The organism is Mycobacterium kansasii ATCC 12478 (genome assembly GCF_000157895.3).
In the GTDB taxonomy this organism is placed as follows: Bacteria; Actinomycetota; Actinomycetes; order Mycobacteriales; family Mycobacteriaceae; genus Mycobacterium; species Mycobacterium kansasii.
The window spans coordinates 5,417,291-5,434,796 of record NC_022663.1; the positions used below are offsets into that span (position 1 = coordinate 5,417,291).

Here is a 17,506-nt window from a genome sequence, read left to right on the forward strand (position 1 = left end):
ACAGCCTGATGATGTTTGTTATCGGCATTGTGCTGTTCGCACTCGCCATCCTGATCTCGGTGGCGTTGCATGAATGCGGCCATATGTGGGCAGCGCGCGCGACCGGGATGAAGGTGCGTCGTTATTTCGTCGGCTTCGGTCCCACCCTGTGGTCGACGCGCCGCGGTGAAACCGAATACGGCGTCAAGGCGATTCCGGCGGGCGGTTTCTGCGACATCGCCGGCATGACCCCGGTCGAGGAGCTCGCTCCCGACGAACGTGACCGCGCGATGTACAAGCAGGCGACCTGGAAGCGGGTCGCGGTGCTGTTCGCCGGCCCGGGCATGAACTTTGTGATCTGCCTGGTGTTGATCTATGCCATCGCGGTGATGTGGGGGCTGCCCAACCTGCATCCGCCGACCAGGGCCGTGATCGGCGAAACCGGCTGCGTCGCAGCGGAAACCGCGCAAGGCAAGCTCGAACAGTGCGCCGGGCCCGGCCCTGCCGCCGTGGCGGGACTGCGCGCCGGCGACGTCGTGGTCAAGGTCGGCGACACCCCTGTGTCCACGTTCGACGAAATGGCCGCCGCGGTACGCAAGATGCATGGCACCGTGCCGATTGTCGTCGAGCGCAATGGCGCCACCATCACCGCCAACGTCACCATCGAACCCACCCGGCGCTGGTTGCCCACCGGGCAGAGCGGGCAACTCCAGCCCGCCACGGTCGGCGCCATCGGGGTCGGAGCCCTGCGTCCCGGTCCTACCCAATACGGCGTGTTGTCCGCGATTCCGGCTACCTTCGCGTTCGCCGGTGACCTGACCATCGAGGTGGGCAAGGCGCTGGCCGCCATCCCGACCAAGGTCGGCGCGCTGGTCCATGCCATCGGTGGCGGGCAGCGTGACCCGGAGACGCCGATGAGCGTGGTAGGCGCCAGCATCATCGGCGGCGACACCGTGGACCACGGGCTGTGGGTGGCATTCTGGTTCTTCCTGGCCCAGTTGAACCTCATCCTGGGTGCGATCAACCTGTTGCCGTTGCTGCCGTTCGACGGCGGTCATATCGCCGTCGCGGTATTCGAGAAGGTCCGCAATATGATTCGCGCGGCTCGCGGCAAGGTGGCCGCGGCGCCGGTGAACTATCTCAAGCTCATGCCAGCCACCTACGTGGTCCTGTTCTTCGTCGTCGGATACATGCTGTTGACCGTCACCGCTGACTTGGTCAACCCGATCCGGCTCTTCCAATAACTACCCAGAGAGAAGGACCGACAGTGACCGTTGGCCTGGGCATGCCCCAAAGTCCGAAGCCGCCGGCGCCCACGCTGTCCCCCCGGCGCTCCACCCGCCAGCTGATGGTCGGCGACGTCGGGGTCGGCAGCGACCACCCGATTTCGGTGCAGTCGATGTGCACCACAAAAACCCACGACGTCAATTCGACGCTGCAGCAGATCGCGGAATTGACTGCGGCCGGCTGCGACATCGTGCGGGTGGCGTGCCCGCGGCAGGAGGATGCCGACGCACTGGCCGAGATCGCCCGCCACAGCCAGATCCCGGTCATCGCCGACATCCACTTCCAGCCGAAGTACATCTTCGCCGCCATCGACGCGGGCTGCGCGGCGGTGCGGGTAAACCCGGGAAACATCAAGGAATTCGACGGCCGGGTCGGCGAGGTCGCCAAGGCCGCCGGTGACGCCGGCATCCCGATCCGGATCGGCGTCAACGCCGGCTCGCTGGACAAGCGGTTCCTGCAGAAGTACGGCAAGGCCACGCCGGAGGCGCTGGTCGAGTCGGCGCTGTGGGAGGCCTCGCTGTTCGAGGAGCACGGTTTCGGGGACATCAAGATCAGCGTCAAGCACAACGATCCGGTGGTAATGGTCCGCGCGTACGAGTTGCTGGCCGCGCAGTGCGACTACCCGCTGCACCTCGGCGTCACCGAGGCGGGTCCCGCGTTCCAGGGCACCATCAAATCCGCGGTCGCCTTCGGGGCGCTGTTGTCCAAGGGCATCGGCGACACCATCCGGGTGTCGTTGTCGGCGCCGCCGGTCGAGGAAGTCAAGGTGGGCAATCAGATCCTCGAATCGTTGAACCTGCGGCCGCGGACGCTGGAGATCGTGTCCTGCCCGTCGTGCGGTCGCGCCCAGGTCGACGTCTACACCCTGGCCAACGAGGTGACCGCGGGTCTCGACGGGCTCGACGTGCCGTTGCGGGTGGCCGTGATGGGTTGTGTCGTCAACGGTCCGGGGGAGGCGCGCGAGGCCGACTTGGGCGTTGCTTCCGGAAACGGCAAGGGGCAGATCTTCGTTCGGGGCGAAGTGATCAAGACCGTGCCCGAAGCGCAGATCGTCGAGACTTTGATCGAAGAGGCTATGCGACTTGCCGCCGAAATGGCACCTGACGCCGATCCGGGCGCGACATCGAGCGGTTCGCCGATTGTGACCGTAAGCTGATAGACGCCAGACCTCGTTCTGGCTTCGGTTGGCACCACAGAGAGTTTTTCAGATGTCGGCTCCGCCCATCATGCGCCTGGTCGGCGAGCGACGGGTGGCTGTGGTGCGCGATGCCGCGGCGGTGTGGCGGGTGCTCGACGAGAACCCGATCGAATCGTGCATGGTCGCCGCGCGGGTCGCCGACTACGGCATCGAGCCGAATTCGATTGGCGGAGAGCTGTGGACGCGACGCGGTGGCGTGGACGAGTCGTTGTGCTTCGCCGGGGCCAACCTCATTCCGCTGCGTGGCGGGCTGATCGATCTCAACGCGTTCGCCGACGAGGCCAAGAGCACCGCACGGCGGTGTTCGTCGCTGGTCGGCCGGGCCGACCTCGTGCTGCCGATGTGGCAGCGGCTCGAGTCCACCTGGGGTCCCGCGCGCGACGTGCGCGACCATCAACCGCTGATGGCGATCAACACCCACCCCAGCTGTGCGATCGATCCCGAGGTCCGGCAGGTACGGCCGGAGGAGCTCGATGCCTACCTGGTGGCGGCCGTGGACATGTTCATCGGTGAAGTCGGCATCGACCCGCGCATGGGCGACGGCGGCCGGGGCTACCGTCGCCGGGTGGCCAGCCTCATCGCGGCCGGACGGGCCTGGGCCCGTTTCGAGCACGGCGAGGTGGTCTTCAAAGCCGAGGTGGGGTCGCAGTCGCCGTCCGTCGGGCAGATCCAGGGGGTGTGGGTTCATCCGGAGCGACGCGGCCTGGGTCGGGGGACCGCCGGTACCGCGACGGTTGCCGCGGTGATCGTCGGCAGCGGGCGCATCGCCAGCCTGTACGTGAACAGCTTCAACACCGTCGCCCGTGCCGCCTACACGCGAGTCGGGTTCCGGGAAGTGGGTACCTTCGCCACGGTGCTGCTCGACTGAGCCGTGGCGCGGGTGTAACGCCACGGCGAAAATCCGGCTCCAATCCCGCCCTGGCGTTACGGACGGCAGTGGCCTGGCTCAATAACGGTTGGGTCTCGGTGTGTCGACGCGGCCGCTGCTGTCAGTCTTCTTAACATCAGTCACGATGGTAACTCGCATAACGTTAGCCTCAGTTTTCGCAGGCGTTCTGGTCGCGGTCGCCGTATTGCCGGGGTGCACCCCTCGGCCCGAAGGGCCCGGACCGGCCGCGGAGAAGTTCTTCGCCGCGTTGGCCATCGGCGACACCGCCACCGCCGCCCAACTCACCGACAACCCCAACGAAGCCCGCGAAGCGCTCAACGCCGCCTGGGCCGGACTGCAAGCCACCCACCTGGACACGCAGCTTCTCAGCTCGAAGTACGCCGAGGACATGGGCACCGTCGCGTATCGCTTCACCTGGCATCTGCCCAAGAACCGGACGTGGAGCTACGACGGACAGCTGAAGATGGCCCGCGACGAGGGCCAGTGGCAGGTCCGCTGGGCGACTACCGGGTTGCATCCGAAACTCGGTGAGCACCAGACCTTCTCGCTACGCTCCGATCCGCCGCGGCGGGCCTCGGTGAACGAACTCGGCGGTACCGATGTGCTGGCGCCGGGCTTCTTGTACCACTACTCGCTGGACGCGACGACTGCCGGTGCCGACCTCATCGGCACCGCACACGCGGTCGTGGACGCGCTACACCCGTTCAACGACGCGCTCAACGACCCGCAGCTGCTCGCCGAGCAGGCCAGCTCGTCGACCCACCCGCTGGACCTCGGGGTCACGCTGCGCGCCGACGACAGCAACCGGGTCTTCGGGGCGATCGGACAACTGCCCGGGGTCGTGGTCACACCGCAGGCCGACCTGCTACCCACCGACGACCACTTCGCTCCTGTCGTCATGACCGAGGTGAAAAAGGCCGTCATCGACCAGCTCGACGGGCAGGCGGGCTGGCGGGTGGTCAGCGTCAACCAGAACGGGGTCGACGTCGCGGTGTTGCACGAAGTCGAGCCGTCACCGGCGCCGTCGATCACGATCACCTTGGACCGGACCGTGCAGGACGCTGCCCAGCGCGCGGTGGACGCCCGCGGCGGCAAGGCGATGATCGTGGTGCTCAAGCCGTCGACCGGCGAGATCCTGGCGATCGCACAGAATGCGGGCGCCAACGCCGACGGACCGATCGCCACCACCGGCCTGTACCCGCCGGGGTCGACGTTCAAGATGGTCACCGCGGGCGCGGCCGTCGAGCGCGATATGGCCACCCCGAACACCATGCTGGGCTGCCCCGGCCACCTCGACATCGGACACCGCACCATCCCCAACTACGGCGGTTTTGATCTGGGTGTGGTGCCGTTGTCGCGGGCCTTCGCCAGTTCGTGCAACACCACGTTTGCCGAATTGAGCAGCAAGTTGCCGCCACGTGGTCTGACCCAGGCGGCCAGTCGCTACGGGATCGGCCTGGACTATCGGGTGGAGGGCATCACCACCGTGACCGGTTCGGTGCCGCCGACGGTTGACCTGGCCGAGCGCACCGAGGACGGGTTCGGCCAGGGCCGCGTCCTGGCCAGCCCGTTCGGCATGGCATTGGTGGCGGCCACGGTGGCGGCGGGCAAGACCCCGGTGCCGCAGCTGATCGTCGGCCGGCCGACGGCGGTCGAGGGCGACGGCACCCCGATCAGCTCGAAGATGATCGACGCGCTGCGCCCGATGATGCGGCTGGTGGTCACGAATGGCACCGCCAAGGAGATCGCCGGCTGCGGTGAGATTTTCGGAAAGACCGGTGAAGCCGAATTCCCGGGCGGTTCGCATTCCTGGTTCGCAGGCTATCGCGGCGATCTGGCGTTCGCGTCGCTGATCGTGGGCGGCGGCAGCTCGGAATACGCGGTCCGGATGACCAAGATGATGTTCGAGATCCTGCCGCCAGGCTATCTGGCGTAGCAGCTTCTGCCGCGCGGCTCGGCGGTCAGCCGTGCTGGCCGAAAATCTGCCCGCCGGCGCCCCCAGCGCCCGGCTGGCCCGCAGGTGCGCCGCTTCCGCCGTTGCCGCCGCTGCCGCCGCTGCCCAGCAGCCAGGCGTCGCCGCCGTTGGCGCCGTCACCTCCCGGGCTGAGCCCGTCAACCGACTCGCCGCCCGCGCCGCCGGCGCCGCCGTCGCCGATCAGCCCGGCCTTGCCGCCCGGGCCGCCCGGGCCGGCGCTTCCGCCGGCGGCGTGCGCAAAGCCGCCGCTTCCGCCCATCCCGCCGGACCCGAACAGGATGGCGGCTTTGCCGCCGGCCCCGCCCCTGCCTCCGGTGAAGTCGCCGGCGCCCCCGGCGCCGCCGGCACCCCCGTTGCCGATCAGGCCGATAGCATTGCCGCCCGGCCCGCCGTTGCCGCCCAGGGCGGCCCCTATGCCCGCGGGACCTCCGTCGCCTCCGGTCCCACCGGAGCCGACGATCACCCCACCGGTACCGCCGGCGCCACCGACCCCGCCGGCGTTGTGGCCGGCCCCGCCGGCGCCGCCAGTGCCACCGGCGCCGAACATCCCGCCGGCGCCGCCGGCGCCACCGGCCCCGCCAGTCTGGGCCAGCGAGGCTCCGCCGGTGCCGCCGGCACCACCCGGACCGAACAAACCGCCCGCCCCGCCGGCGCCGCCGGCGCCGCTGTTGCCGGGGGAGCCGACCACTCCGAGCCCACCGGCACCGCCGGCCCCGGCGGTGCCGAAGAGGCCGGCCGCTCCGCCGGCGCCGCCGGCACCGCCGTTGAGACCGAAGCCGCCGGTACCGCCGGTCCCGCCGGTGCCGAACAGCCCGCCGGCGCCGCCGGTTCCGCCATCACCGGCGATGACGGTCGCCGAGCCGCCGCCGTTGCCGCCGTTGCCGCCGTTGCCGAACAACAGCCCCGCGGCGCCGCCGTTGCCGCCCCGCTGGCCGACGGCCCCGGAGCCGCCGGCACCGCCGTTGCCGGCCAGCAGTCCGCCGTCCTGTCCGTTTGCCCCGGAGCCCGGGGTGCCGGCGGCCCCATTACCGATCAGCGGGCGGCCCAACAGGGCCAGGGTGGGCGCGTTGATGACGGCCAGCAGACTCTGTTGGACGTTGGCGGCCTCGGCAGCGGCATAGGCGCCGCCACCCGTCGTCAAGGCGCGGACGAATTGTTCGTGAAACGCCGCCGCGTGGGCGCTGAGTGCCTGGTAGTCGCGAGCATGCTCGGAAAACAGCACAGCGATGGCCGCCGACACCTCGTCGGCGCCCGCGGCTAGCACCTCCAGGGTGGCGGGCGCGGCCGCCGCGTTGGCTGACGTGATCGTCGACCCGATACTGGACAGGCTCGAGGCTGTCGCAAGGATCGACTCCGGAGCGACGATCAGGTAGGACATGTGCACCTCGCGTTCGTGGCGATCCACAGATTCGCCGCACCCAAGCTTCTCCTGAGCCTTGACCAAGCCGAATCCGCAACCGATGGATCGTATCGCGATCGCGTTGGCGGGACCGTGTGTTTGCCGACGATGCAGCCGGCTCGCCGGGCCGCACCGGCCGGGTAACGGAGGTAAGTTGCGAGGGTGGGCAACGATCAGGACGATCGGGACGATCGGGAAGGGCCATGACTGACAGCGGTGGGGACATGGTGACACTGCGGGTGTCCGACGCCGACCGCAACGGCACCATGCGGCGGTTGCACAACGCCGTAGCGCTCGGGCTGATCGATATCAACGAATTCGAGCAACGCTCGTCTCGCGTGTCCTTTGCGCGTACCCACAGCGAACTGGAGGGGCTGGTCTGCGACCTGCCCGGGCCCGGCGCGATCGTCAGGTCCGCGGCCGACCGGGTGGAGCTGCGAGGCTGGGCCGGCTCGTTGAAGCGCCACGGCGAATGGACGGTGCCCACCCGGCTGGCGCTGGTGCGCCGCTTGGGTTCGATCGACCTCGACCTCACCAAGGCCCGTTTCGCGGGGCCGGTGGTGGTCATCGAACTCGACATGAAGTTCGGTTCACTGGACCTGCGGCTGCCTGAGGGCGCCAGCGCCTCGATCGACGACGTCGAAGTCTATGTGGGCAGCGCCAGCGACCGCCGCAAAGACGCGCCGGCGGAGGGAACGCCGCATGTGGTGCTGACCGGTCGGGTCGTCTGCGGTTCGGTGGTGATTCGCGGACCACGCCGGGCGTTGCTGCGCCGCCACCAGGCCTGACTCGGGTCGCGCTGCGGTGGAGCAGCTGTCCTGTTCGGTGCGGCCCACCGGGGTGCCCCAGCCGGTGCCGGCGCATCGAGGTGCCTGCCTGAGCGGCGGGCAATGCGGCGCAACTGGCGGACCGTCGCACGGCCACGACTAAGCTAGCGGGATGCCTGCTCGCACCGCGCTTTCTCCCGGCGCCCTGTCCCCGATGCGGCCGGTGCCCAAGTGGATCGCGCGCCCCGAATACGTCGGCAAGCCGACGGCCAAGGAGGGGACCGAACCGTGGGTGCAAACGCCGGAGGTAATCGAGAAGATGCGCGTCGCCGGCCGGATCGCGGCCGGCGCCCTCGCCGAGGCCGGTAAGGCCGTTGCGCCGGGGGTGTCCACCGACGAACTGGACCGGATCGCGCACGAGTACATGGTCGACCACGGTGCTTATCCGTCGACGCTGGGCTACAAGGGATTCCCGAAGTCGTGCTGCACTTCGCTCAACGAGGTCATCTGCCACGGAATCCCCGACTCGACGGTGATCGCCGACGGCGACATCGTCAACATCGATGTCACCGCTTACTTCGACGGTGTCCACGGCGACACCAATGCGACCTTCCTGGCCGGCGACGTCGCCGAAGAACACCGCCTGCTCGTGGAACGGACCCGGGAGGCGACGATGCGGGCGATCAACGCCGTCAAACCCGGACGCGCGTTGTCGGTCGTCGGGCGGGTTATCGAGTCCTACGCAAATCGGTTCGGCTACAACGTGGTTCGCGACTTCACCGGTCACGGCATCGGCACCACGTTCCACAACGGGCTGGTTGTGCTGCATTACGACCAGCCCGCGGTGGAAACGATCATGCAGCCGGGCATGACCTTCACCATCGAGCCGATGATCAACCTGGGCGCCCTGGACTACGAGATTTGGGACGACGGCTGGACGGTGGTCACCAAAGACCGCAAGTGGACCGCGCAGTTCGAGCACACGCTGCTGGTCACCGGCACCGGCGTCGAAATCCTCACGTTGCCGTGAACTTCCCGGCGCGAGCAGTCGCAAACTCGCATGATCGTCGCCGCAACGGTGCGAATCCGTGTCTGCTCGCCACCACACGGTGAGTGGCGCGCTGCTCGTTGCCGGGACCAGCTCCGATGCCGGCAAGTCCGTGGTGGTTGCGGGCCTGTGCCGGTTACTGGCCCGCAGCGGCGTCCGGGTGGCGCCGTTCAAGGCGCAGAACATGTCCAACAATTCAGCCGTCGCCGTGGAAGGCGGCGAGATCGGCCGTGCCCAGGCCATCCAGGCTCGCGCGGCGGGGTTGGAGCCCAGTGTGCGATTCAACCCCATCCTGCTCAAGCCGGGCAGCGACCGGACGTCGCAACTGGTCATCCGGGGCCGGGTCGCCGATAACGTCACGGCGGCCGGCTACCTGCAGCATCGTGATCGGCTAGCCGATGTCGTGCTCGACGAATTAGCAAGTCTGCGAGCCGAGTTCGATGCGGTGATCTGCGAGGGAGCCGGATCCGCGGCCGAAACAAACTTGCGGGCAACGGATTTGGCAAATATGGGGCTGGCGCGCGCGGCCAACCTGCCGGTGGTCGTGGTCGGCGACATCGACCGCGGCGGCTTGCTGGCCCATCTGTTCGGGACGGTTGCGGTGCTCGACCCCGACGACCAGGCACACATTGCGGGCTTCATTGTCAACAAGTTTCGCGGTGACCCCGCGCTGCTGGAGCCGGGGTTGCAGCACCTGCTGGAGTCGACGGGCCGCCCAACTTACGGAGTGTTGCCCTACGCCGACGAACTCTGGCTCGATGCCGAGGACTCGCTGTCGGTGGTGGCGCACCGCGTCGTCGGCACGCCCGAGCCGCCCCGCGGCGACCAGTGGCTGCGGGTGGCGGCGGTGCGGGTGCCGCGGATCTCCAATTCCACCGATGTCGAGGCGCTGGCGTGTGAGCCCGGCGTGCTGGTGCGCTGGATCACCGAGCCCGCCGACCTGGCCGACGCCGACCTGATCGTGCTGCCCGGCAGCAAGGCCACGGTTGCAGATCTGTCGTGGCTGCGCGAACGTGGCCTGGCCCGCGGCATCGTCGACCACGCGAGGGCCGGCAGGCCGGTGCTGGGAATCTGCGGTGGCTTCCAAATGCTGTGCCGCAGTATCGAAGACACCATTGAGTCCGGGGCCGGGGCGGTGGCCGGGCTGGGGTTGTTGGACGCCGACGTCGTGTTCGCCGCGGACAAGAGGCTGCGGCGCTGGCAGTCGCCGTTGACCGGTTATGAAATCCATCACGGGCGACTGGCCCGCTGCGCCGAGACGGGTTGGTTCGACATCGACTCCGAGGTACAGGGCGTACGGTCCGGCGCGGTTTTCGGCACCCACTGGCACGGCCTGCTCGACAATGACGACTTCCGTCGCGCCTGGCTCACCCAGGTGGCCGCCGCCGCCGGCCGGAGCGGATTCGTCATCGCCGACGGCGTAAACGTGGCGGCGCGACGCGACGCTCAGCTGGATCTGATGGCTGATCTGTTGACGTCGCATGTCGACGTGAAGGCGGTGCTCGGCCTGCTTGCCGGCCCGCCGCCGCAGCTGCCCTATCTGGTCAGCGAACTGCGGGTTTACGGCGGAGCCGTCGACGGAGCCGGGCATGCCGGCTGGGCCGTCATTCGCTGAAATGCCGATATCGCGAGGGCGTTTGGCTGTAGCTTTCTGGGATCACGACGATTGCCGGTGCTTGGCGCTTGGAGGCGCGCATGTGCGTGGCGGCGCTGACCTTGCTGTCCAACAGGGTGCGGGTGGTCGGCGACCTGCGGCCGCGCGGGTAAGGCTGGAAGAAGGCTCTCGATGAGTTTCTTGGCGTTGCCGCCAGAAGTCAACTCGGCGCGGATGTTTTCTGGTATCGGGTCAGGCCCGATGCTGTCGGCTGCGGCGGCCTGGGACGGATTGGCCTTCGAATTGGCCTCGGCGGCCGCGGCTTTCGGTTCGGTGACGTCGGGACTGGCGAACGAATCGTGGCAGGGCCCCGCGGCAGCCGCGATGGCCGGTGCGGCCGTCCCCTACGCCGGGGACTCCGGCTTTCTGGCTTTCGGTCTGGGCAATTCGGGCTTGTTGACGCCGGGCGCGGGGAACTCGGGCCTGCTGACGCCGGGCGCGGGAAACTCGGGTGGCCTGCTGGCAGGTTTCGGGAATTCCGGAGCGCTAAATCTCGGTGCAGGGGTTTCGGGCTTGCTGGACTTCGGTGCAACCAACTCCGGCCTGCTCAACTTCGGCACCTTGTTGTCCGGCGTCAAGAACCTCGGGATCTACACCTCGGGTACCGAGGACATCGGTTATGTGCCGCGCGCGCTCTACGTCGCCAACCTCATCTTCGGTGCGCTGACGAGTCTGTGAACAGTCCGCACGAGCGTCTGGAACCGGTGCGCAGCCAGCCCAATTCCCTGTACTTTGGCGTAAGTGTCCGCGATGATGACCACGCTCGACGGATTTCCGGTTCCGGTAGCGGTATCGGGTCCGGCAACGGGCGTCGTCGTCACCATTCTGGGCGCCGAACAGCGTGCCGTCGCAGCCTACGGCGCCATTTGTGAGCGCCTGCACACCGCATCGCTTCGGACCGTCGTTATCGGCCCTGACCCGCGGCTGACCGCCAAGTCCGTGATGGGCATTCTCGACGTCCTGTCGATCGGTTGGGCGGTGGTGGTCGGTGACCGCGCCGGTGGCGAGCTCGCCTGGGAACTGGCGGCGACCAGGCTTGGGCGGTTCGCCGGTCTGGTGGCCATCGATCGGGGGCATCCGCGCGTGGCAGATGTCAACGGTGCGGTCCGCGACGACCACTGCCCGCCGGTGGAGATCAGCACCACCGTGCTGGTGAGTTCTCCGGCCGCGCGCAAAGTTGCCCGCGACAGCCAGCGACTGGTCTACGCCGATTACCGTGTCGTGGACCTTCCGGCGAGGCGCAACGCACACGACTCGACCGCGCAGCTGGCCACCGAGATCGTGCTGCGCACCAGCGGTTGGTAGTGCGGCGTCGACCAGCATGTCTTGAAGTCGAGCCGGCAAACTCGGCAATCAAGGTCGACGTGCCCGGTGCGGCGGTTCGCGTTCGGTCCGGTTATCATGTCCCACAATGCTTTCCGCTGACGTGCTCGCCACCGGCAGTCGAGCGAGCGGTTGCCTGGGTGCCTGCGGTGCCTGCCGCCGGCGACACGGCAGGCCGGCGGGTATCCGTCGTGCACCACAATGCTCGGGTGAAGCTCGTCGTGTTCATGGCGGCGGTGATCGATTGGGGAGTCAGTGTGGTTTCGAACAGCTCTAGGGGCCGGCGGCCGGTGATCGGTCTGACGACGTATCGGGAGCAGGTGCAGACAGGGATCTGGGACGTACCCGCGAGCTACCTGCCTGCCGACTACTCCGACGCCATCGTCATGGCCGGTGGTAACGCGGTACTGCTGCCGCCGCAGCCGGCGGATCCGGACAACGCCGACCGGGTGCTGGATGGCCTGCATGCTTTGGTGATCACCGGCGGCTACGACATCGATCCCGCCGCATACGGCCAGCACCCGCATCCGGCCACCGACCGGCCGCGAGCCGACCGCGACGCCTGGGAATTCGTGTTGTTGAAGGGTGCACTGGCCCGCGAGCTGCCGGTGTTCGGGATCTGTCGTGGTGTGCAGCTGCTCAACGTCGCGCTCGGCGGCACGCTGCATCAGCACCTTCCCGACGTCATCGGCCACGGCGGGCATTGCGCGGGCAACGCCGTGTTCACGCCGTTGCCGGTCCGCACCGTGCCGGGCACTCGGCTGGCCGGGCTGATCGGCGAGTCCGCCGACGTACCGTGCTACCACCACCAGGCGGTCGGCGAAGTCGCTGCGGGTCTGGTGGTCAGCGCGACGGACGCCGACGGAGTGGTGGAAGCGCTGGAATTGCCGGGAAACGGATTTGTGCTTGCGGTCCAATGGCACCCGGAGAAGTCCCTGGACGACTTGCGGTTGTTCGCCGGACTGGTAGCGGCGGCCCGCGCGTACGCGGACGGTAGTTGCCGGTGCAGCTGATCAGTGGACAGCGTCGTTGCGCCCGCTTTCGGCTTGTGATGAACCGGTTCTAGCCCGCTATCCGGGCTGCTATCCGGCGGCCGGGGGATGCACCATGACGGTTGGCCGGAACCCGTAGCGGGGGGCTTCGGCAAAGCCGCGCGCGCCCAGGCCGCTCAACGGCATCCCGCCGAGCATGCTGGGCGTTGCTCCCGTAATCCCCGGTGCGGTCGCGGCGGCGTTCGACGGCAACGCCGACGCGGCTGCACCGAGCGACGACGTCGCGGTCCAGGCCGGCGGCACGGACAGCGGGCCGATCGTCGCCGCATTCCCCACTCCCGCCGACACCGCACCACCGACTCCACCGGTGGCGGCGCCGAGCTCGCTCGCGGCGGCTTCGGCGGCGCCGGCAGCCGCCTCCTCGACCGCCTCGGCGCCCTGCAATCCGACCGCGTCGGCCAGCGTCCCCAAGAAGTTGCCGGGCGTGTAGAAACCCGACGACAGGGCGTTGAAGTAGACGCTGCTGAGTGCGACGCCAAGGGGCGAGCCGTCGGTTCCGGACAAGAAAGCGAGAATTCCCGCTGGGCTGGATAGATCGGCTCCGCTGAGTCCGATCCAATCCTCCATGCCAGATCCCAGCAGTCCGAGCAGGTCGGCACCGGCGGTGCTCGCCCCGGTGGGCGAGGCCAAGCCCTGCAGTGTGGCGGGGACTGTCTGCATGACTTGCGACAGCGCGCCCTGGCTCGCCGTGCTGGTAGCCGAGGCGGCCTGGACCAGGGCGCCCGCGTCGCCGCTGGCGGTCATGGGCGCATCGGCGAACGGGGCCAATTGTGATGCCGCCGCCGAGGAGGCGGCGTAGCCGTACATGGCTGCGGCATCTTGAGCCCACATCTGGCCGTAGAGCGCCTCGGTGGCAGCGATCGCCGGCGTGTTTTGGCCCAGCAGATTGGTTGCGACCAGGGATGCCAACTGGGCACGGTTGGCTGCGATCTCCGCCGGGGGCACTGTCATGGCGAACGCAGCTTCGTATGCCGCCGCGGCAGCTTTGGCTTGGCCCGCGGCCTGAAATGCCTGCGAAGCGGTGGTCGCCAGCCACGCGATATAGGGCCCGACGGCCGCGGCCATGGCTGACGATGCCGGCCCCCGCCACGGCCCGCTTGTCATGCCGGTGACAACTATGCTGTATTCCTTTGCGGCAGAGCTTAATTCACCGGACAAACTGTCCCAGGCCAATGCGGCGGCCAGGATCGGACCGCAGCCCGGACCGGTGTACATGCGTGCCGAGTTGACTTCCGGTGGCAGCGCTGCATAATCCATTGCGACACCTCCTCATGCAGCCGCGGCCGCGTTGGCCTTGAGTGATTGCGTTGCTGCGGGCAGTTTTTCGGGTAGCATGTGGACGAATGGCATGGGTTGCTTCCTTCGGATGTGGTTCCGGATCTTGGCATTCCGGCGTCTGCACGCACGGCCGAAGCGCACGACAACGACAGGTCGATGCGCGTGAAAGATGGTGCACTGAAAGATGTTTCAGCTCAGCAGGCAGGTGAGACCAAACCATCCCGCAGCGGGCCAACGTGTCCGTTCAGCGGGTTCCTGCCTGAAAGTTCCTGGTGTGCAACGGTTGCCAGGCCAACGTGTCGTCGAAACGGCGACAGTGCGGTGGCGATCGCGGCTTGAGACAGACCCAAGCCGTTTGGCCGAAACCGGTCAGCCGAGCGCGTCGCGACGGGGCCCTCCGCTGCCCTGGGATCTGGCTGTCGTTGCGGATTGGCAACCGGCGCTGTGGCTTACCCGTCGCCTCGTGCCAGCATTGGCATGGGCGCGGCGGGCGCCGGCGAAACGAAGCACCGGCCATGGCTTCACCTCGAGTCTCGGAAGCATGCTCTTAGAAAATACATAACTACAGTCGCCGTCCAGATGCAATCAGTTCGCAGGACAATTTGGCGAACGATTGTCGGCAGGGAGTCAGACCCCGAAGGCGATCAGCGGGATTGCCATCTCGGCGTCCGTGGCCGCACCGTGAAAACCGATGAGCCGGGCCGTTTCCGGAGGCTCGTGGCCGGTGGCCAGGACGGCCGTTTCGCCGCGGCAGATGACCACGACGTCGCCGATCCGCGGCAGGTGCCGCGGGGTCACCGGGCCGAACAGTCCCGTCGCCACCGCCTCCTGGCGGCTGTGCACATCCGCGCGGCAGGTCAGCAGTTCTCTCCAGGTGGCCAGCACATCGGCGGTGGCGCCGGGTTGGGTGTGCAGGTAGCGCACCCGCGGTTCGCCGGCCACCACTCGGATTCCCGCCGTCAGCCGCGGGTCGGCATCGAGGTCGAGCCGCGCACCCGCGGGCACGTTGAGGCCGCCGTGGTCGGCGGTCACCAGCAGCGCCGCATTCGTGGGCAGCGCCTCGGCCAGGTGGGTCAGCAGGTTGTCGACGTTGCCCGCCGCGGCGTGCCATTGCTCCGAACCGATGCCGAACAGGTGCGCCGCGGTGTCGAGTTCGGCGGTGTAGCCGTACACCAGTCCGGGAGCCGCGGCCAATTCGACCGCTATCTGGCCGGCGTAGTCCTGGCCGTGGCGCGTCGGGAGAAGCTGCGCGCCGCGGTATGCGGCGGCGGTCAGACCGCTGCCCAGGAACCACTCCGGCAACACGGCGCGCGCCTCGACGCCGGCCCGGGTGAGCCGCTCGAACCAGGTGGGCAGCGGTTGCCACCGGGTGTGCGGCGGATCGTCGCGCCACCGGATGTGGTTGAGCACCTTGTCGGTGCCGGGGATGTTGAGCGTGAAGCCCAGGATGCCGTGCTCGCCGGGCTCGGCTCCGGTGGCCAAAGAGACCAGGTTGGTGGGTGTGGTGGACGGGAACGCGCAGCCGAGTTGGCTGAGCTGTCCGGCGGCACCGTTCAGGACAGCGGCGAGAAGCGGTGCATCACAAGCTAATTCGGGCAGCAGATGCCAACCCAACCCGTCGACGAGGATCACCAGGACGCGATCGACACGGCCCGCGCGGTCTGCAATGCCCAGCTTGTCGACCGCTCCGGAGACGCCGAGCAGCGCGGCCGCGGCGGGCAGCACGTCGCAGATCGAACCGGTCGCCACGCTACACCGGCGCCAGGCGCCGGCTGGTCACCCGCAGTTGTCGGTCGGTGCTGTCGGCCAGTGCGCACACCTGGTTTGGCCGCAGCCGTCCGCACAGCCGGCCCCAGTGCACGGCGACGTCGTCGCCGGCGGCGACGTCGGGCACCGCGCTGTACCCGTCGGCCCAGACGTCGAGCACCCGTGGCGAGGGCTCGGACAAACCCAGCGTCGCGCCGTCCCAAACCAACCTTCGGCAACGGATTTCGACGGCATCGCCGGTGCGGGAAAGGACTGTGCCCCAGGTGATCCGGCAGCTGTCCAGCACGTTCAACGGGTGCTCGTCCATGCCCCGACCCAGAAACCGGGTCCACGGATAGGCGCCGAAGACGTGAAAGCAGTGGTTGGCGGCGGCCTCGTCGGCCAGCTGCGGTGTGAGGTGCGACCAATAGCGTCCCGCCTGCGGCCCGATGATGGCCAGCAGCTCTTCGAAGAACCTGCCGGGATCGAGGTCGGCGCCGACGCCGCCGCCGAGCCAATACGATTCGACCAGCCGGTAGTCCAGCGGGTCGGCGATGCCCGTCAATCGTGACAACACCCGCAGGTACGGCCAGGCACCCGAGAACTTCGTCGCCGCCACGCGCACGTCCTCGACCGAGCCGTCACGCAACGTCGCGCCCAGCGGGGGACCGCAATAGCCCAGCGCATTGGGGGCATAGGCATAGCGGGCGAACATCTCGGTGCCCGGTTCCACGCCGCGTTCGGCCACTGTCACCCCCGCCCCGAAGACCCCACCAGCTTCACCGCGTCCCGATGCATGCGACCGAAGTTGTAGTAGGCGGCACACGCGCCCTCCGGGGACACCATGCAGGTGCCGATCGGTGTCTCGGGGGTGCACGCGGTGCCGAAAACCTTGCACTCCCAGGGCTTGAGCACACCCTTGAGCACCTCGCCGCACTGGCACGCCTTCGGGTCGGCCACCCGCACGCCGGGCATCGCGAACCGCAGCTCGGCGTCGAAGTCGGCGAAATCGTCATGCAGCCGCAGCGCGCTTTGGGAGATGAAACCCAGTCCGCGCCATTCGAAGTGCGGCCGCAGCGCGAATACCTTGCCCATCAGCGCCAGCGCGGCCGGGTTGCCCTGCTCGGGCACCACCCGCTTGTACTGGTTTTCCACCTCGCACCGGCCCTCACGGATCTGGCGCAGCAGCATCGCCACCGACGCCAGGATGTCCAGCGGCTCAAACCCGGAGACCACCAACGGCTTTCCGTACACCTGCGGCACGAACCGGTACGGTCGGTTGCCTACCACGGTCGAAACATGGCCGGGGCCAATGAAACCCGACAGCCGCAGGTCCGGTGATTCCAGGATGGCCTTGATCGGCGGCACGATCGTCACGTGGTTGCAGAACACGCTGAAATTGCGCAGCCCCAGGTCGCGGGCACGCACCAGCGTCACCGCCGTCGAGGGCGCCGTGGTCTCGAAGCCGATCGCGAAGAACACCACCTGCTTGTCCGGGGTGTCGATGTTGTCCTGGGCGATCTTGAGTGCGTCCAGCGGTGAATAGACGAAGCGCACGTCGGCGCCGCGTGCCTTGGCGTCCAGCAGGCTGCCGGCCGAGCCGGGCACCCGCATCATGTCGCCGAAGCAGGTGAAGATGACGTCGGGTTGGCTAGCAAGCCACATGGCGTCGTCGATGCGGCCCATCGGGATCACGCACACCGGACAACCCGGGCCGTGCACCAGTTCGACGTTGTCGGGCAGCAGGTGTTCGATGCCGTGCCGGTAAATGGTGTGGGTGTGCCCACCGCACACCTCCATGAACTTGAAGTGTTCAGGGCCGGAGCCGGCCAGGTGCTCGATCGCGGTCAGCAGTTTGCGCGCCGCGGCCGGGTCGCGGAATTCGTCAACGAATTTCATGGTGTGACACCC

14 protein-coding genes and 1 pseudogene are annotated in these 17,506 nt (G+C 68.3%); 10 read left to right on the forward strand and 5 right to left on the reverse strand.

Annotated elements, in window-relative coordinates:
• Positions 1–8 precede the first annotated feature (8 nt).
• The 4 genes from MKAN_RS23405 (at position 9) to MKAN_RS23420 (ending at position 5,289) form a co-directional block, all read left to right on the forward strand.
• Positions 9–1,223 carry a M50 family metallopeptidase gene (locus MKAN_RS23405; protein WP_023372365.1) on the forward strand — a complete coding sequence of 405 codons (1,215 nt, stop codon included), beginning with the start codon at positions 9–11 and terminating at the stop codon, positions 1,221–1,223.
• A gap of 23 nt (positions 1,224–1,246) precedes the next feature.
• Positions 1,247–2,422 (forward strand): flavodoxin-dependent (E)-4-hydroxy-3-methylbut-2-enyl-diphosphate synthase, encoded by a 1,176-nt coding sequence (ispG, locus tag MKAN_RS23410; protein WP_023372366.1) that lies wholly within the window; start codon positions 1,247–1,249, stop codon positions 2,420–2,422.
• A 52-nt stretch (positions 2,423–2,474) separates the two neighbouring features.
• Positions 2,475–3,332 carry a GNAT family N-acetyltransferase gene (locus tag MKAN_RS23415; protein WP_023372367.1) on the forward strand — a complete coding sequence of 286 codons (858 nt, stop codon included), beginning with the start codon at positions 2,475–2,477 and terminating at the stop codon, positions 3,330–3,332.
• A 145-nt stretch (positions 3,333–3,477) separates the two neighbouring features.
• Positions 3,478–5,289: a penicillin-binding transpeptidase domain-containing protein gene (locus tag MKAN_RS23420; protein WP_036391336.1), complete on the forward strand. Its 1,812-nt coding sequence runs from the start codon at positions 3,478–3,480 to the stop codon at positions 5,287–5,289.
• A 25-nt stretch (positions 5,290–5,314) separates the two neighbouring features.
• Here MKAN_RS23420 and MKAN_RS23425 read toward each other — a convergent pair whose 3' ends face one another.
• Positions 5,315–6,706, reverse strand: coding sequence for a PE family protein (locus tag MKAN_RS23425; RefSeq protein ID WP_023372369.1), 1,392 nt, complete (start codon positions 6,704–6,706; stop codon positions 5,315–5,317).
• A gap of 224 nt (positions 6,707–6,930) precedes the next feature.
• Between MKAN_RS23425 and MKAN_RS23430 the strand changes: the two genes are divergently transcribed.
• The 6 genes and pseudogenes from MKAN_RS23430 (at position 6,931) to MKAN_RS23455 (ending at position 12,532) form a co-directional block, all read left to right on the forward strand.
• Positions 6,931–7,515, forward strand: coding sequence for a DUF1707 SHOCT-like domain-containing protein (locus MKAN_RS23430; RefSeq protein ID WP_023372371.1), 585 nt, complete (start codon positions 6,931–6,933; stop codon positions 7,513–7,515).
• Positions 7,516–7,666: 151 nt separating this feature from the next.
• Positions 7,667–8,524 (forward strand): type I methionyl aminopeptidase, encoded by an 858-nt coding sequence (map, locus tag MKAN_RS23435; protein WP_023372372.1) that lies wholly within the window; start codon positions 7,667–7,669, stop codon positions 8,522–8,524.
• Positions 8,525–8,603: 79 nt separating this feature from the next.
• Entirely contained in the window at positions 8,604–10,157 is a 1,554-nt protein-coding gene (locus MKAN_RS23440; protein WP_042312910.1) for a cobyric acid synthase, read from the forward strand.
• Between the two features lie 171 nt (positions 10,158–10,328).
• Positions 10,329–10,550: pseudogene (locus MKAN_RS33115) on the forward strand (PPE domain-containing protein); the annotation flags it as partial.
• Between the two features lie 396 nt (positions 10,551–10,946).
• Entirely contained in the window at positions 10,947–11,501 is a 555-nt protein-coding gene (locus MKAN_RS23450) for an alpha/beta hydrolase (RefSeq protein WP_023372375.1), read from the forward strand.
• Between the two features lie 245 nt (positions 11,502–11,746).
• On the forward strand, positions 11,747–12,532 hold the full coding sequence (locus MKAN_RS23455; RefSeq protein WP_042313951.1) for a gamma-glutamyl-gamma-aminobutyrate hydrolase family protein: 786 nt from the start codon (positions 11,747–11,749) through the stop codon (positions 12,530–12,532).
• Between the two features lie 69 nt (positions 12,533–12,601).
• Here MKAN_RS23455 and MKAN_RS23460 read toward each other — a convergent pair whose 3' ends face one another.
• The 4 genes from MKAN_RS23460 to hypD all read right to left on the reverse strand — a co-directional run bounded on the left by MKAN_RS23460 (position 12,602) and on the right by hypD (position 17,494).
• The gene (locus MKAN_RS23460; RefSeq protein ID WP_023372377.1) at positions 12,602–13,828 is read right to left on the reverse strand and encodes a PPE family protein; all 1,227 of its coding nucleotides are present in this window, start codon (positions 13,826–13,828) and stop codon (positions 12,602–12,604) included.
• 648 nt (positions 13,829–14,476) lie between these two features.
• The gene (locus tag MKAN_RS23465) at positions 14,477–15,598 is read right to left on the reverse strand and encodes an alkaline phosphatase family protein (RefSeq protein WP_023372378.1); all 1,122 of its coding nucleotides are present in this window, start codon (positions 15,596–15,598) and stop codon (positions 14,477–14,479) included.
• Position 15,599: 1 nt separating this feature from the next.
• Positions 15,600–16,310, reverse strand: a complete 711-nt coding sequence (locus MKAN_RS23470; RefSeq protein WP_099185104.1) for a DUF6390 family protein — start codon at positions 16,308–16,310, stop codon at positions 15,600–15,602.
• Positions 16,311–16,345: 35 nt separating this feature from the next.
• On the reverse strand, positions 16,346–17,494 hold the full coding sequence (hypD, locus tag MKAN_RS23475) for a hydrogenase formation protein HypD (RefSeq protein ID WP_023372380.1): 1,149 nt from the start codon (positions 17,492–17,494) through the stop codon (positions 16,346–16,348).
• Positions 17,495–17,506: the final 12 nt, after the last annotated feature.